Origin of the sequence: Azospirillum sp. HJ39 (genome assembly GCF_041507355.1) — a bacterium.
GTDB lineage: Bacteria > Pseudomonadota > Alphaproteobacteria > Azospirillales > Azospirillaceae > Azospirillum > Azospirillum thiophilum.
In genome coordinates this window covers 121,811-135,487 of sequence record NZ_CP167902.1, presented here as the reverse complement: position 1 = coordinate 135,487, position 13,677 = coordinate 121,811, and the positions used below count along the sequence as shown (strand labels likewise).

20 protein-coding genes are annotated in these 13,677 nt (G+C 63.3%); 3 read left to right on the top strand and 17 right to left on the bottom strand.

Going from position 1 to position 13,677, the window contains the following annotated elements:
• Positions 1 to 84: 84 nt before the first annotated feature.
• Both ABMY26_RS00760 and ABMY26_RS00755 read left to right on the top strand, forming a co-directional pair.
• On the top strand, positions 85 to 396 hold the full coding sequence (locus ABMY26_RS00760) for a hypothetical protein (RefSeq protein WP_372393845.1): 312 nt from the start codon (positions 85 to 87) through the stop codon (positions 394 to 396).
• Positions 397 to 500: 104 nt separating this feature from the next.
• Positions 501 to 893: a hypothetical protein gene (locus ABMY26_RS00755; protein ID WP_372393843.1), complete on the top strand. Its 393-nt coding sequence runs from the start codon at positions 501 to 503 to the stop codon at positions 891 to 893.
• A 484-nt stretch (positions 894 to 1,377) separates the two neighbouring features.
• On the opposite strand, the gene ABMY26_RS00750 is transcribed toward ABMY26_RS00755, so the two are convergent.
• The 14 genes from ABMY26_RS00750 to ABMY26_RS00685 all read right to left on the bottom strand — a co-directional run bounded on the left by ABMY26_RS00750 (position 1,378) and on the right by ABMY26_RS00685 (position 10,304).
• Positions 1,378 to 1,635 carry a DUF4326 domain-containing protein gene (locus ABMY26_RS00750; RefSeq protein WP_372393841.1) on the bottom strand — a complete coding sequence of 86 codons (258 nt, stop codon included), beginning with the start codon at positions 1,633 to 1,635 and terminating at the stop codon, positions 1,378 to 1,380.
• Positions 1,636 to 1,748: 113 nt separating this feature from the next.
• On the bottom strand, positions 1,749 to 2,000 hold the full coding sequence (locus tag ABMY26_RS00745) for a hypothetical protein (RefSeq protein WP_372393839.1): 252 nt from the start codon (positions 1,998 to 2,000) through the stop codon (positions 1,749 to 1,751).
• Positions 1,997 to 3,205 carry an ATP-dependent RecD-like DNA helicase gene (locus tag ABMY26_RS00740; RefSeq protein ID WP_372393837.1) on the bottom strand — a complete coding sequence of 403 codons (1,209 nt, stop codon included), beginning with the start codon at positions 3,203 to 3,205 and terminating at the stop codon, positions 1,997 to 1,999. The genes ABMY26_RS00745 and ABMY26_RS00740 overlap by 4 nt, the downstream gene beginning before the upstream one ends.
• Positions 3,202 to 3,423, bottom strand: coding sequence for a hypothetical protein (locus ABMY26_RS00735; protein ID WP_372393835.1), 222 nt, complete (start codon positions 3,421 to 3,423; stop codon positions 3,202 to 3,204). Before ABMY26_RS00735 ends, ABMY26_RS00740 begins: the two co-directional genes overlap by 4 nt.
• Complete coding sequence (locus ABMY26_RS00730) at positions 3,420 to 3,881, bottom strand: hypothetical protein (RefSeq protein WP_372393833.1); 462 nt, start codon at positions 3,879 to 3,881, stop codon at positions 3,420 to 3,422. Before ABMY26_RS00730 ends, ABMY26_RS00735 begins: the two co-directional genes overlap by 4 nt.
• The gene (locus ABMY26_RS00725) at positions 3,847 to 4,851 is read right to left on the bottom strand and encodes a hypothetical protein (RefSeq protein ID WP_372393831.1); all 1,005 of its coding nucleotides are present in this window, start codon (positions 4,849 to 4,851) and stop codon (positions 3,847 to 3,849) included. Before ABMY26_RS00725 ends, ABMY26_RS00730 begins: the two co-directional genes overlap by 35 nt.
• 2 nt (positions 4,852 to 4,853) lie before the next feature.
• Positions 4,854 to 6,272, bottom strand: a complete 1,419-nt coding sequence (locus ABMY26_RS00720; protein WP_372393829.1) for a replicative DNA helicase — start codon at positions 6,270 to 6,272, stop codon at positions 4,854 to 4,856.
• On the bottom strand, positions 6,269 to 6,499 hold the full coding sequence (locus ABMY26_RS00715) for a hypothetical protein (protein WP_372393827.1): 231 nt from the start codon (positions 6,497 to 6,499) through the stop codon (positions 6,269 to 6,271). The genes ABMY26_RS00720 and ABMY26_RS00715 overlap by 4 nt, the downstream gene beginning before the upstream one ends.
• Positions 6,499 to 6,975, bottom strand: a complete 477-nt coding sequence (locus ABMY26_RS00710) for a hypothetical protein (protein WP_372393825.1) — start codon at positions 6,973 to 6,975, stop codon at positions 6,499 to 6,501. Before ABMY26_RS00710 ends, ABMY26_RS00715 begins: the two co-directional genes overlap by 1 nt.
• Positions 6,976 to 6,977: 2 nt before the next feature.
• Positions 6,978 to 8,339 carry a hypothetical protein gene (locus tag ABMY26_RS00705; protein ID WP_372393823.1) on the bottom strand — a complete coding sequence of 454 codons (1,362 nt, stop codon included), beginning with the start codon at positions 8,337 to 8,339 and terminating at the stop codon, positions 6,978 to 6,980.
• A gap of 66 nt (positions 8,340 to 8,405) precedes the next feature.
• Complete coding sequence (locus ABMY26_RS00700) at positions 8,406 to 8,711, bottom strand: hypothetical protein (RefSeq protein WP_372393821.1); 306 nt, start codon at positions 8,709 to 8,711, stop codon at positions 8,406 to 8,408.
• On the bottom strand, positions 8,708 to 9,427 hold the full coding sequence (locus ABMY26_RS00695) for an MT-A70 family methyltransferase (RefSeq protein ID WP_372393820.1): 720 nt from the start codon (positions 9,425 to 9,427) through the stop codon (positions 8,708 to 8,710). The genes ABMY26_RS00700 and ABMY26_RS00695 overlap by 4 nt, the downstream gene beginning before the upstream one ends.
• Complete coding sequence (locus tag ABMY26_RS00690) at positions 9,424 to 9,636, bottom strand: hypothetical protein (protein ID WP_372393819.1); 213 nt, start codon at positions 9,634 to 9,636, stop codon at positions 9,424 to 9,426. Before ABMY26_RS00690 ends, ABMY26_RS00695 begins: the two co-directional genes overlap by 4 nt.
• Positions 9,633 to 10,304: a hypothetical protein gene (locus ABMY26_RS00685; RefSeq protein ID WP_372393818.1), complete on the bottom strand. Its 672-nt coding sequence runs from the start codon at positions 10,302 to 10,304 to the stop codon at positions 9,633 to 9,635. The genes ABMY26_RS00690 and ABMY26_RS00685 overlap by 4 nt, the downstream gene beginning before the upstream one ends.
• A 47-nt stretch (positions 10,305 to 10,351) precedes the next feature.
• Between ABMY26_RS00685 and ABMY26_RS00680 the strand changes: the two genes are divergently transcribed.
• Positions 10,352 to 10,510 (top strand): hypothetical protein, encoded by a 159-nt coding sequence (locus ABMY26_RS00680; RefSeq protein ID WP_372393816.1) that lies wholly within the window; start codon positions 10,352 to 10,354, stop codon positions 10,508 to 10,510.
• A gap of 43 nt (positions 10,511 to 10,553) precedes the next feature.
• Here ABMY26_RS00680 and ABMY26_RS00675 read toward each other — a convergent pair whose 3' ends face one another.
• From ABMY26_RS00675 to ABMY26_RS00665, 3 genes are read right to left on the bottom strand one after another with little or no spacing between them, the layout of a single operon-like run.
• On the bottom strand, positions 10,554 to 11,078 hold the full coding sequence (locus tag ABMY26_RS00675) for an N-acetyltransferase (RefSeq protein ID WP_372393814.1): 525 nt from the start codon (positions 11,076 to 11,078) through the stop codon (positions 10,554 to 10,556).
• Positions 11,075 to 11,563: a GNAT family N-acetyltransferase gene (locus ABMY26_RS00670; RefSeq protein WP_372393812.1), complete on the bottom strand. Its 489-nt coding sequence runs from the start codon at positions 11,561 to 11,563 to the stop codon at positions 11,075 to 11,077. Before ABMY26_RS00670 ends, ABMY26_RS00675 begins: the two co-directional genes overlap by 4 nt.
• Positions 11,560 to 13,677 carry an SNF2-related protein gene (locus ABMY26_RS00665; protein WP_372393810.1) on the bottom strand — a complete coding sequence of 706 codons (2,118 nt, stop codon included), beginning with the start codon at positions 13,675 to 13,677 and terminating at the stop codon, positions 11,560 to 11,562. Before ABMY26_RS00665 ends, ABMY26_RS00670 begins: the two co-directional genes overlap by 4 nt.

Here is a 13,677-nt window from a genome sequence, read left to right as displayed (position 1 = left end):
GAGCGAACCACTGGGGCCGCCTCCGGATCACCGTTTACATGAGCACACTCTTCCTGCAACCTTCCCCAAAATGGGGATGTTTCCATGACCTGCGCCTGCTGCAAGAAGCCGATCGACAACGCCAAATTCTACAGCGTTTCCATTGGGGCCATGGCGAAGCAGCCCAATGACAGGCAGACCATGATTTCGGGCGACGATGCTATCGGCATCTTCTGGGATCTCAGCATCCATGATCATGACCTGATAGGAGCATCCAGAACCGGTGAACATCATCACGATTTGCTTCAGGGCCAGCCGATCCGGAACGCGCAGGCTGAACTGCTTTTCTGTTCCAAAGCCTGTCTGAAATCCTGGTTCTACGAGAAGGTCAACTCGCTGGCTGACCTCACCGCATAGGGATGACTCCGATACCATGAACAGATGCAGTCATGGTTGAAAGGCAACTCGTGCCGGCAACGGCGTGATTGTAAGCTTCCCCAAAAAAAAGAAGCTGCATCACGATGGACGCTACCGAATTCCTCTCCATTCTCGGCAACCTGCAGCGCCACGCCAGCAACGGCGTCCGGGCGCCGCACAAGCCGCTCCTGCTACTCTATGCGCTGGCGCGGCTTATGGCCGGGAACGATAGAATCCGATACCTCGATGCCGCTGCCGTCCTCCCGCAATTAACCCGGACCTACGGGCCGACCGGCACCCGGGCGCGGGTCGCCGATCCGATTGCTCGGCTCCGCTCAGACGGCATCTGGCGCCTGGACGCCTCCCCCACCCTCTTTGACGCCAGCGGCCAGGGTCGGCCCAGGGCGATGGCGGACGCCGATCCGGAGGCCGGCTTTACGCCGGAGGTGCTGTCTCTGCTACACCAGACGCCCGGCCTCTTCATTGCTTCTTTCTAAGCTCATGGAGTTCCGTTAGCAGACGATCTACTGTACTCCACATCGGCTCGCCAGATTTCTGCTCAGATTTGATAACTTTACCCGCGTTAATTCCAACGTTGATTGTGTACCGGTCTGGATTTGGTCGCTTCGTCCGTAACGCTGACAAAGCTATATTTACCTTATGGACGTCTGCCTCCATATGATCGGCGATTTCTTCGTTATCAAAGCCCTGCTTTCTTAACTTCCGGATTTCGTAGACTTGCTCCCTTGTGAATCCATGCTCAGGGCGCAACCTTGCAGTTCGCTTACCCTCAGTAAATGGACCGACGGGGCGAGCACTCTTGACCATAGGCCACTCTACTTTCTGGAAAGACGACGAGATCTATGGTCATTCATGATACATGAAAATACCGTGATATACAACTCATGCAAACACTAACCGCTCCCAGCCCACCCCAATGCCGCCCACAGCCATAACATCTTCTCGTTTATCGCCCCTTTCCTATTCAATTTCGACCGGTCCGTTCGCCAGCCGTAACAGCACGTCCCGATGACAGGGGCTTCCCTCTGCACAGAAGCACGCGAGGTTCTTCCCCCGAAGTTCCGGTAGCCGGCGCAGAATCGCTTCCCGGTCGGCATGCCCCCTGCCCCAGATCCAGGCGGCGCGCTCGGCGAACTCCGCCCTGGACATACGACCAGCAGCACCACGCCGCGGCGCGCCTTCAGCAGCTTGGCGTGGCCTGGATCGGCAAGCTCCCAAATACCGCGGGGGCCGTCATCGATTAGACCTTGCATGACGGCGGTCTGCCGGGCCCAGCGGACCTGCTGCTCAAAGAAGACGTAACTCCGGCCGTTGCCGCAGGTCCGGCTCTCCTAACGCAGATCATCCGGAACACCGAGACGGTCAGCCAGCTGCTGGTAGAGGTCGCTCGGCCGGGCCCGTCCGCCGGCCTCCTCTAGCGTTTCCAGCAACGGGATCTGCAGCATGCCCTGCAACGATGCCTTGCTGGTGCGCTTCCGAGCCGCCGCCTCGACGGTCTCGCCACGGCGGACCCGGCGGGCGCGGGCCTTCAGCGCCGCGGCGCTTGGCGCCTTGGTCGAGCCGGTGTCGGGAGCGTCGGTCACCGGTCGCCTCCTCGCAGCAGCAGTGTAAGGCCGGTTTGCGCCCGGGTAATCGCGGTGTAGAGCCATTTACCACTGTCATCGCGGTCCCGGCGGCGAAACGCCCCACTGTCGTCGACAATGGAGACATGCGGCCATTCCGATCCCTGCGCCTTGTGGCAGGTGATGGCATAGGCCCAGTCGAATTCATTGATGCCCTTCTCGATCCGATCCGGCTTGCCTACTGCATGGTCGAAGTGCTGGGCGAACTGCCAGGGGTGGACGAGGATCGCATCCCTTGCTTCCCTCTCGTCCTCCAGGTGGACCTGCATGGTTACCAGCCCAGGTTCGGCAGCAGCCACCGTGTCCACCGTCACGACGCCCAGGACACCGTTGAAAAGCCGATCACCATGGCTGTTGCGGGTACAGATAACGCGTTCACCTGTCAGCGGAAGCGGGCCATCGAACCCGAGGCGACGACGCGCCCGCTGGCAGATCGTCCACCGAACCCGGTGGATACCGCAAATAGCCTGAGTGTCGGGCCGGTAGACCTCGTGCTGCGTCGATGCTGTAAGCGACAGAACCTGCACACCACCGCCATAGTCGCCGGGCCGGATCCGTTCGCCCAGACGTGCCATCGTCGCAAGCCGGATGATCGGGCTGTCTGCCGCCTGCCGATGGATTTCGGTCAGGAAGGCGTCCGGCTCCCGGTTGGTGAAGGCGCCGGCGCCGGACACCGGTGGGAGCTGGCCCGGGTCGCCCATGACGAGAATCTTCTTCCCGAAGGAACGGAGGTCCTGGGCGATCTGCTCGTTCACCATCGACACCTCGTCGAGCACGATCAGGTCCGCGTTGCTGGCCGGCCCGTCCTCCGCCAGATCAAAGCTGAGCGCGCCGTCACGCTCGGTCGGCGCATAGATCATCGCGTGAATGGTCGAAGGATTGGGGGCTCCCTTCTGACGGAGACGGTACGCGGCCTTTCCCGTGTAGGCTCCGGTGACGACCTTTTTGCACCGCTTGTATCGGGCCTGGATTTCCTCGATAGCAAGGCGGGCGATGGTGGTCTTTCCGACACCGGCATAGCCGGCTAGATAGAATTCCGGCCGATGACGGTCCCCATACCACTTGACGATCTCACGGATCACGGAGAATTGAGCATTGGACGGCGTTATGCCATTGGATTCCAGTACGCTGTCCGCTTCCTGCTCGACAGCAACTTTGCTGTTCATTTTTCTTTTCCTCTGCCGGCGGATGGGTTCACCCCATACTCCCGATTGGCGATGCTCTCGACGAACTGGCGCTCGAAATCGTCCTTCAGCATGTCCGGGAAGATCACGACGACGCCGGTGTCGTGGTAGCCGGCCCGTGCAGCATCTCGAGCACCAAGGCGGGTGGTGTGGAGGCGCCCAAGAGCGCATTTCGGTCCGCGTGGCCTGCCCAGGCTCATGGCCGGTCACCAGCCGATAACTGCCGGTCATGGTGGTCGACCAGCTTCCAGAGTAGCTTGAGGTTCAGGGCCGGTTCGGCGACGCGCCACCGGCAGCCGGCCGCGATGTCGCCTGGCATTGGCTTCTGCCGACCAGGGCGGTCCAACCATTCGACGACCGCCGCCTGGACCGCCCACTGCGGGTAGCGGGCAAGCAGCATGATCCAGTCGCCAAGAGCCGCAACCTGCGCCTGCTGCGGGATGTCTGGAACGAAGTAATGGGACAGCAAGGCGATGACCCGGCCGTTGATCCACGTCCGATCTGCTGGCGCAAGGTATGCCTCCAAGGCCGGAATGTCCGAGGTCACCAGTCGGTACCGCTCAGCTGCACTGATGGTCGGCGGCGTCCATTTGGTATCTTCACTTAGCCCCTGAAATTCACCATCAGTTAATTCGTTTTTCTTCCCGGAGTTGAGCATCGACAAGAGCTCCGGCCTCAAAAAGGGCTTGGTGTGGAGAGAGCTTTTCCCGCTTGCGGCTGTAAGTTCCTGTCCCATTGATTTCCTCGTAATCCCTTCTGATGACGTCGTGAATCCAGGCAATGGGGTCGACAGGACTTGCGCGCGCCGCGTTTTGCAGGACCTCCAGAACGGCGCCATCTCCGTAGCGGCTGCAGAGACGGCCAAGTGCCGGGCGAAGCTTGTCCTGGGGCTTGCCGGTGGCGCCAGTCAGCCAGACCAGGCAAGCCCCGAAGATTACCGCCTTCAGGTCGACCGGCTGGCCGGGAGTGGGATCGGGGCCGCCAAGGACCATCTCGGCCTGCTGCTGGGGTTGCGGCGGCGCAGTGGCCGGCTCAGCCGGCTCGGTAGCGTCAGCTACCGGAATATCCTTCCCTTCGTTCCCTTTGTTTCCTTCGTTATAGTTTGTGCCGGAGCTGTGCCGGAGCTGTGCCGCTTCTGTGTCGCTTGCTGTGCCGGAGCTGTGCCGCTTAACGCCGTTTTCTGTTTCTTTTGAATGGCTTGCCTGTGCCGGTTTCCGTCGCGCAGGTGTGCCGGTTTCCGATCGCGACCGCTTCACCCCCTGTGCCGGAGCTGTGCCGGCCTCATCGTCGGTATCCTGCTCGATGGATTGATGTTTCTCGTAATTACAAAGGGTTATGATTGTCAGCCCTTGGTCGGTCGCCAAGCTGACCATCTCCTCGCGTTCAAGGCGGTCCAGGTACCGGCGCACTTTCGAATGAGCCCATCTCCAGGCGTCTGCGAGAAAGCGCGTGGAGGCGGCGATTTGGCCGCGCTCGACATCGACCACGATCTTCCCGACACGCTTCCGCCGGGCACTGTATGCCGCTTCCTCGATAAGGCAGACCCATGCCTCGCGTTCCGTGCAGGGCTCGTCCTGGAACGCTGGGTTGCTGCGCCAGCCACGACGTAGGAGGAAGAATCCGCTCACGGTCATTGCCTCGCGAGATCGCCGAACTTGCTGGCCGTACCGTCGAAGAAGGCCTTCACGATTCCAATCGGCCCCATTCGCTGTTTGGCGATGATCAGTTCTGCGGTGTTCTGGACGTCGCCGAGACGCTGCTGCCAGCGCTGGTGCCGGTCGTTGAACTTCTCATCGCTTTCGTCGGCCCGGCGGCTGGGCTCCGCGCGCTCCAGGTAGTATTGTTCGCGGAAGGCGAAGACGACGACGTCGGCGTCCTGCTCGATCGAGCCGGATTCGCGCAGGTCGGAAAGCTGCGGCCGTTTTTCCTCTCGCTCCTCCACCTTACGGGAGAGCTGTGAGAGCGCCACCACCGGAACCTGGAGGTCGCGCGCCAGCTTCTTGAGCCCGCGGGTGATCTGGGTCAGTTCCTGCACCCGGTTTTCCGACCGCGAACCGTTGGTTAACAGTTGGAGGTAATCGACAATGAACAGCCCGACGCCATGCTTGCGCTTCATCCGGCGGGCGCGGCTCAGCAGTACAGGGAGCGTGTCGGCGCTGGTGTCGATGTAGAAGGGAATATCTGGGTCGACATGGATCAGCCGAAGGAAATCGTCATCGGTGAGGTCGCCTTGCCGCTGACGCGGGCTGCCGATGCCGGTTTCCTCTGCCAGGTAGTTGGCAGCCAGCTGGGTGCCAGACATTTCCAGGGAGAAGAAGCCGACCGGGCAAGAATGATCCTGGCCGGCCTTGAACTGCTTCGCCGCGTGGACGCAGATGTTCTTTGCCCAGGTGGTCTTTCCCATGCTCGGGCGTCCGGCGATGATGATCAGGTCGGTCGCCTGAAAGCCGCCGGTCATCCGATCCATGTCGATCAGGCCGGTGGAAATGCCGGACAGCCCACCACCGGAGCGGCGGGCTACATCTGCCTGTTCAATGGCTGCCTCGACGCTTTCCCGCATGGTGACGAAACCGGCGCCGGCGGCCGGCGCGCGATCAAGCAGAAAGTCGAGATCCGCCGCGCACTGGGCGATTGCCTCCTCCGGCTTCGGGCCGGTCATGTCGTAGGCCATGTCCAGCATCGCCACGGCCGCTTCGATCTGCTGCCGGCGCAGGAAGCACTCATGGATGGTCCTGGCGTAATCGGCGGCGTTCACCACCGTGATGACGTTTCCGGCCAGTTCCACCAGGTAGGAAGCGCCTCCGCTGGACTGGAGATCGGCGTCGCCTGCGAACTGGGCCTTCAGGGTGACAGGATTCGCCGTCCGACCGCTGTCGACTGCCTCGGCGATGGCTGCGAAGATGCGCTGATGCGCCGGGTCATAGAAGTGCTCCGGCCGAAGGACATCGCTGACCTTGTCATAGGCCCGGTTGTTGATCAGGAGGGCGCCGAGCAGCGCCTGCTCCGCCTCTTCGTTGTGCGGGATCTGCCGCTTGTCATTGTCGTTCATTGCCTGAAGACCTTGTTCAGCCGGTCCTGGATCGATGCGACCCCGCCATCGATGCGGTTCCTGTCCCATCCCTGAGTACGGCGGTATCGAATAGCGGCATTGACCAGAGCAGCCCGATTTCCTGGCGCGAGAGCTCCGTCATGGCTACGCATCGCGGCGCGGCGCAACTCCAGCAGATCGTCCAGTTCCTGCTGGAGTGGCGCAGAGGACTGGAGCTCTCCGTCCATCAGCGCGCCTTGGACAGTGCCGGGACCACGACGTGGCGGGCCTCTGCAGCCCTTGCTTCCATCGCCAGCGCCTGCTTCTGGGTGATCCTTGTCCTGCTGTGATGGTGTTCGCAGTAGCTTGAATCCGGTCGCTGATGAGCTTGACAGAAACTCCAGTTTCCCCGCGGGTCGCCGTCAATCCAGCGACAGCCAACGGGCTCGTGCGGATCGACAGCATGCCCGCCCTTTCGCGACCGCCGGGCCGGCGTCGCAGCAGGTCGTGCCGACGGCATGGCGACGATGCCGACAGCGATGCATACCGCCTTGACCTCGTCGGAAGTAACCGCTGCACCGATGCCTTCCGCAATCAGTGCCGCGATGCTGTCGAAGGACATGCCGTTGTCGACATGCAGCATCGACAGCAGGGCGCTATTGGTCTGCCAGCCATGAAGTGGATCGTCTTCGTCGCATGGAGGTGCTGCGGTGAACCCGTCCATGATCAGGCGCTCTTCCGGGTCAGCAGGCGCATGCTGCGAGCGCGGCGCGAGACCTCAATGGCTGTCACCTGCAAGTCGCTGATCTTGAAAGGATGGCTGGAGTTTCCAGGATTCCGAACGATGGCAACGCCCTTGGACTTCAGGAACTCAAAATCCTCATCCGTGACATCCTTGCCGGCGTTCGCCGCTTCCTGCAGCTCGCGTTCGGCTTCGGACAGCCCCCTCCCCTTCACAGCTGCTTTCGGTAATTCCTTCGGCGTGGCCGGCGTGGGCGTGCGGGTAGCGGGTGTCGGTGCGGCGAAGGGATTCCGCGTGGTCAACCCTTTCTCCGAGCCGGTCAAGAACTCGACGACACGCACTCGGCCCTTGATGTAGCTGTCGGCTTTTTTGCCGCGGCTATCCATGAAGCTGAAGGAAATCCTGCCCCCTTCCTGCAGATGCTTGAAGAGAGCCGTCACGTAGACGGACTTCAGGACCACGCCCTCGATCAACGCCTCGCAGAGCGTGGTGTTGGGCGGGCATTCCCGACCCTGCCTGGCGCATGCCAGCAGCACACCGTAAAGAGATTCGGCGTCTTGCTGAAATACCTCCTCCTCCGACACCTGGACGTCCGCTGGCTTTTCGGCGGGATCAGCGTCAGTCGACGTGACCGGAACCTCCGGGTTCCCGGCAGTCACCGGCACCGAATCTGCGGGTTCGACGGTCGGTGCCGGGTCGATGTTATCCGGTTCGACCCGCGGACAACTCGCCTCGACCATCAGCCGCGCAGCATCGCCCGCAGGTACTGCAGGACCGCTGTTGGCGACCGGTGCCTTCTCCGTTTCGACGGCCAGCGGCGGCAGTTCGGCTTCAGTGTTCTCGCTGGTGATGATCGCGGACGGCTGCGGCAGATATTCCGGTCGAATGAAGCTGTCGGGCAGCTGGATCAGCAGCGCTCCCGCGGCAAGTTTGAAGCTCGCAACATCGACAGCTTCGGTCCGCTCGGATATGCACCAGAAGGGCGTTGCGAAGGCAACCTTGCGCAAGGCGGCACCAACCCTTCCACCGCTGTTGCTGACCGTGAAGGTTGCCAGTTTACTGTTCGGGAAGGCCTCCTTCGCGGCTTGGGGAGAGCATACAAGAACCTGACCGGCCTGACGTCCCATCAAGACGGCGGCTTTGGTCTGAACCTGGACCCCCAGCTTTTCGCAAACCGCGGGGGAAAAGGTAATGTTCACGCGAGCGCCGGCCTTCTTGTTGGTCGTCTGCTGCGGTGACACCGACACGCGCACGACCCGCAGGTTGGCGCGTTCCATCGGGTTCACCGTGGAAACCGGCAGAAATTCCTCTGGGTTGATCTGGAGGTCGGCAAAGAGGTCGGACATTGAGGTGATTCCCTCTTGGGAGTTGCGGTTGCCGGCAGCCTTGGCGCCGGCGGAGAGCGGGGTCGGTCAGGCGCGGGGCAGCCGCCGACGGGATATGCGATGCAGTTCACGAGCGGCCTGTTCGTGCCGCTCCATCATGGTCCGGCCAACTGCGGTCAGGCGGAAACGCAACCGCGTCTGGTCGCGGCACCACGGGAACTCGCCCGGTTTGATCCACCTGCTTGCGAAGATTTCCTGGACCATGCCGCTGTCCATCGGCAGAAGCACGCCGAGGCCGGCATCCGCCGAGTGGACGCGCTTCAGCAGGGCATGCTGGGCAGCGGTCATCGATGAGCGGGTGCTGTGAACGACCTGGCTCTGTAGGCGGGTCATGCGGGGACACCTTCTGCAAAGAGGTTGTCGTCGACTTGGTCGCCCCAGGCGTCCCAGCCGGGACGGCGCTCGCGGGCGAAGATCTCGACCTTCGGGACATCGGGGAACATCCGCTCCAGCGCTTCCCGCATTTCTTCGGGCTTGCGGCTGTGTTCGCGGAGTTGGGCGATCAGCGCGTCGAGTTCGAACGCGGCATCGACCTCCACCTCGGTCAGGACGCCATTGCGCTCGGCATGGCTGCGCACCTTCGGCGCACCGATGCTCGCGGTAAGAAACGGCTCATTGCAGCCGCGGAAGCCGTAGCCGGTTCCCATCGCCAGCTTGCCGTTCTTCGTGATCTTGAACCACGCGCCGCCAGATTTCGGTTGGAAGCCCCAGGCCTTCAGCGTGTCGGTGGCAAAACCCGGAGCGACAAAATTCCAGAGCGTCCACATCACCACGAAGCAGTTCGGCGCCGCGAGTTGCGCGACAGGCAGCGTCTGGATCTCCTTCAATGACATGCAAGGATACTTGGCCTGGGGAGCCTTCTTGATCCCGGTTTCGGCAGAGAACATTTCCTGCTCCCAGGGCGGATCGATCATGATCAGCCCGTAGGCGCGCGGCTTCAGATCGCCCCAGAACCATCCCGGTACCGGCGACAGCGGAACACGCGGGCGCGGCGCCGTCATCGGTCCGAGGTCCAACAACAGGGTTGATTCCAGTGCGTGGCTTTTCACAGCCCAAGCCTCCGTCGATGCTCCCGCTGTGCGCGAACCACCGCTTCGGTGGCATCAAGGCGGGCCTCCAGCGCGGCTTCGCAATTCAGCTTCGCCCGCCGGATCTGCTCGTCGTTGCCAGTCAATACGGCAGCGCGGAACAATTCGATGTGCGCGCCCTGGGAGGCTGCTGCCGCTGCCTCGATGTCGAGCGCCTTCCCGATGTTCACGGCTGTTCCCCCGTGACATGGGCCCAGGCCTGGACGATAGCGCGGGCCGCCGCCATCAGTTCGCTATGGGCCTTGGTGATGGCCGGCACGCCGCTGTCCCGGCGAAGGAGCACCGGAGGATAGACGTGCGCGCAGTATCCTTGGCCGCGGAAGGTATCCTTCCAGGTGCAGTAGCCCCAGTCGGCCGGGCGAAACAGCAGCACGGCGTCGACGAGGTCAGCCGCAGCCATCCCAGCCAGACGTCGTTCATTCACCATCTCGTTCATGTCGAGGCAGGCATCGTTCGTGATCAGCCCGACCGACGAGAGGACCAACCCCAAGGACTGGATCGCGTCCAGTTCGCCGGCCGGTCCATCGACTGCCTCAAGATCGGCTTCCAGCGTCCGCAGGAGATGCAGGACGGTGCCCTTCCCGTACCTCGGCGGAACGACCTGCTCAGGCTGGATGGTGGCGGCGGAATCGGTCATCGGTGATGCCTCATGCGGCAAGGCGGTGGACCCGTATGGAAGCAGCAGCGACGCGCATCTCCACCACAGGCTGAAGGCGGCGAGCGGCGCCCAGAGAAAGGTGAAAGGCATGAGTCCTGGTGCGAACGGCGCGACCGCGCAGGATCGGACGTGCAGCGGTCGCTCGACGCGCTGTCCGTTGACGGTGACGAGCTTCAGCATGGTCGTCCTCACGACAGGGTTCGGTGTTCTGTTCTGCGGTCCCATCCGTGCCGATCAGGGTGCCTTGGCGAGGATCGGTCGGGTTCCGGACCAAGCCCAACCGGGCGATCTTCGCCTTCACGGCGCTCGCGGACCGGCCGACCTTCTGGGCGGAGATCGTCTCCAGCTTGCCGGCGGCATGGGAGCGCTCCAGTGCGCGGCGCTGACCGGACGTCCAGCGCGGACGGGGGGTGAGACGGCGGCCCGGCATCAGGCGGCCTTCTCATGCGGACAAGCGAGGTTCGCCGCGGCGCCAAGACGAATGTCCCGCACCAGCGCCCGCATGATCGCGGGATCGTCATGGAACTGACCGAATCCGCGCTGTTCGAATGCCCCGGCAAGGGCGCTACGGACCAGCACGAAGTGATCCGGACCGGACGCCCACTTGATCCGCGTGAGAGCGGCGTCGAGGATCCGGCACCCGATCCCCGCGCGCTGCATCCGCGATGCCGTCGCCCAATAGGAGACCTCCCAGGCCAGGCTGGAGAGGCGCGAAGCGCTGTAACAGATGACGCCAACCGGCTCGTCATCGACCGCGCCGACCAACACTTCGGCCCGATGCGGGCACAGGCTGCTCAAGGAGGCAAAGAACATCCTGGTCAGCGACACGGTGTCATAACGAGCGGGCACCGTCCCGTCCGGCCGCGCGTGGGCATCCCGCAGGATCGCAACCAGCGCTGACACATCGGTCGCTTGAAGGCCGCGAATGACCAGGGGTGAGGCGGAGGCGGTCATGCTGCAACATCCAGATCGGTGTCGAGAGATCCTGACGAGGCGGTAGCCAGTCGCCGGCAAAGCAGGGTCGAGCCATCCACCTCGTCGATGATCCGGAAGCCGAGACGGAGCCAGGACGCCGGACGCTTGCTGGAGACATGAAGCAGGACGGCTGACTTGCCGGATTCGCCCGCCAACTTGCCGATGGCATCGAAGCGGGCCTGGATCAGCGCAGCACCGATGCCGCGGCCTTGATACTCGGGGAGCGTCGCAGCCGGCCCCAGTGCCCAGGCGTGCCGCGAATAACCGGAGGGACCATATCCTCCGACCGCCACCGGCTGCCCGTCGACTTCCGCGACAAGGAACCGCCTCTGATACTGCATCAGCTGATAGAGCCCACCATGCGTGTGCCATGGCAGGAACGGGATGAACAGCGCGGAAAGCGTTGACGCTTCGCCATCACGAAGAGAACGGATGGTAGGGTCGATCTTGGAAACATCGGTCATGCGGCGGCCCTGTCGTGAGAGTGGGCGATAGGAGCGAGGGGCAGGAGCCCGGCGGCGCCTGCGGTGGAGAGGATGAAGCGGCCAGTGGTTTCGCGCGTGGCGGTGGCCTTGGCGATCGACGGCACCAGGTCGGCGAGCGCGCCGAGGTCGGCGTCGGTATGCTCCGGCGGCAACGCGGCGCCGCGTTCAAGCGCAAGGAAGGTGCTGGCGGCGCCGGCGGTCTGCATGATGACGCGCTGCTGGAGCGCCATGAACTCGGCGGGCGTCATGGTGGCCAGCAGCGCGATGCAAGACACATCGCCTCTGCCCGTGTTGTCGTTGGTGGTGCCGGCGGCGAGCGCACGCTCGATCCGGCCGAGCCCGGCGGATTCATGGGCCTCCCGCTCTTCAGCGGTGTCGGCCTCCATCTTCATGACGCCGTAATACTGGGCCATCTTCGCGCCCAGAACCTCCATCATCTTCGGGTCCTTGCCGAACTGGCTGACGACGAAGTAGGCCAGCACCTGCAAGGCTTGGCCTTCACGGTGCAGGCGGCCAATGATCTGACGATGGACCTGCGGGGACCAGTCGAGCTCACCGGCGACGAAGATTCGGCAGACGTGCTGCAGCCCGTCGACGCCGGCTCCGGACCGGAGGTTCATGATCAGCACCTTGATGGTGCCGGCGATAAAGGCGTCCTTGACGTTCTCCTTCTGCGTGGTGTCCTGGCGACCGGTGAAGCAACCGACGCCGATGTCCTTCAGCGCCTCGACATAAAGGTCGACGACCTCATGGTGCCAGGCGCCCAGCAGGACCCGCTCGCCGTCGGCGACGAGCGTCTTGACCAGCGCGATGACGTCGGCCGCCTTCGCAATCCCGGTCGCCTTCCTCTCCGCACTGTCCGCGGCCTCTTCCAGACGGGCGCGGTCGAAGGCCGTGTTCTGGTTGGCCGCCTCGGCACGCAGGCGCTGCGCATCGACGTTGAGGCGGTTGAAAGTCGTTTCGTCGCCGTCGACCCAGTAGGTCATCGGATGGACCGGCGGGACTTTCGACTTCACCATCTCCTTAGTCCGGCGCAGGAGCAGACCTTCGCGCCGGAGATAGTCACCGAGGGCGTCTGGATCGGTGACCTGCACGGAGTTGGCGCACCACTGGCGCATGAACTGGTCGCGCGTGCCCAGGCACTGCTGGTCGACCGCGTTCATGACCGACCACATCTCGATTCCATAGCCGTAGATCGGCGTGTCGCTCAGCCCGACCACATGATCGGCTCGCCACGCGATGTCGGTCGCGGCAAAGTATTTCTGGCTGTCGTGCTTCCGAAGGGCCTGGATCTCGTCGAAGCCGATGACCTGGATCCCGGCATCGACCAGCTCCTGCCGCCAGTGGCGCAGCAGGCCATAGTGGGTGACGTAGATGTGCGCCTGCGACAGCCCCCCTGCCGGATTCGTGCCACGAATCCGGTGGAGTTTCAGCCGGCCGCCGTCTTCATCGATCCCGAGGAATTTGCAGGTCTGCTTGATCCATTGGACCTGGTTGTGGGTCTCGCACACGATCAGCGCCGGCCATTTCTCAAGCTGGGCGAGCAGCGCCAGGAACTGAACCGTCTTCCCAAGCCCGAGGTCGTCGCCAAGGATCGTGCGCGGGTTGGCCACCATGTGGGCCAGACCCTCTTCCTGCCACGGCCGGTCAGCCAGAGAGCCATGGAAGATCGCCGGCGCTTTGAGGGCGATCCGCTCGCCATCGGCGCCGCGTTTCTCGAATGCCTTGTTGGCGCGGATGCGCTTGACCAGGAACGACGCGCATTCCCGGAACGCCTCATCGAAAGCAGACCGGTCGACGATGCGTAGCGGGTAGCGCTGCATCAGCCAAACGAGGTCCTGGAAGATGCGAGGATTGGCGGTGAACAGGAGACGATGGCCGCCGCGCTGGTCGGCGCCAGGGAACAGCTTCGTCCCGACCATGATCATGTCGCGGTCGCCGGTCAGCTCCCACACTGGCCGGACGGACTTCGTGATCTTCTCGTCCGGCCCAGGCTTCACGACGCGCAGTTCCCCGCAGAACCGCACACCGTCCAGGACCGGATAGGCCATGTGCGCAGGGAGGTCGGCAGGCATCGGGAACGGCGCGGCCAT

What these genes read in the sequence shown, in the direction of transcription:
- ABMY26_RS00760 (WP_372393845.1), top strand. Translation starts at nt 85, where the DNA reads ATGACCTGCGCCTGCTGCAAGAAGCCGATCGACAACGCCAAATTCTAC.
- ABMY26_RS00755 (WP_372393843.1), top strand. Translation starts at nt 501, where the DNA reads ATGGACGCTACCGAATTCCTCTCCATTCTCGGCAACCTGCAGCGCCAC.
- ABMY26_RS00740 (WP_372393837.1), bottom strand. Translation starts at nt 3,205, where the DNA reads ATGAACAGCAAAGTTGCTGTCGAGCAGGAAGCGGACAGCGTACTGGAA.
- ABMY26_RS00735 (WP_372393835.1), bottom strand. Translation starts at nt 3,423, where the DNA reads ATGAGCCTGGGCAGGCCACGCGGACCGAAATGCGCTCTTGGGCGCCTC.
- ABMY26_RS00730 (WP_372393833.1), bottom strand. Translation starts at nt 3,881, where the DNA reads ATGCTCAACTCCGGGAAGAAAAACGAATTAACTGATGGTGAATTTCAG.
- ABMY26_RS00720 (WP_372393829.1), bottom strand. Translation starts at nt 6,272, where the DNA reads ATGAACGACAATGACAAGCGGCAGATCCCGCACAACGAAGAGGCGGAG.
- ABMY26_RS00715 (WP_372393827.1), bottom strand. Translation starts at nt 6,499, where the DNA reads ATGGACGGAGAGCTCCAGTCCTCTGCGCCACTCCAGCAGGAACTGGAC.
- ABMY26_RS00710 (WP_372393825.1), bottom strand. Translation starts at nt 6,975, where the DNA reads ATGGACGGGTTCACCGCAGCACCTCCATGCGACGAAGACGATCCACTT.
- ABMY26_RS00705 (WP_372393823.1), bottom strand. Translation starts at nt 8,339, where the DNA reads ATGTCCGACCTCTTTGCCGACCTCCAGATCAACCCAGAGGAATTTCTG.
- ABMY26_RS00700 (WP_372393821.1), bottom strand. Translation starts at nt 8,711, where the DNA reads ATGACCCGCCTACAGAGCCAGGTCGTTCACAGCACCCGCTCATCGATG.
- ABMY26_RS00685 (WP_372393818.1), bottom strand. Translation starts at nt 10,304, where the DNA reads ATGCTGAAGCTCGTCACCGTCAACGGACAGCGCGTCGAGCGACCGCTG.
- ABMY26_RS00675 (WP_372393814.1), bottom strand. Translation starts at nt 11,078, where the DNA reads ATGACCGCCTCCGCCTCACCCCTGGTCATTCGCGGCCTTCAAGCGACC.
- ABMY26_RS00670 (WP_372393812.1), bottom strand. Translation starts at nt 11,563, where the DNA reads ATGACCGATGTTTCCAAGATCGACCCTACCATCCGTTCTCTTCGTGAT.
- ABMY26_RS00665 (WP_372393810.1), bottom strand. Translation starts at nt 13,677, where the DNA reads ATGGCCGCGCCGTTCCCGATGCCTGCCGACCTCCCTGCGCACATGGCC.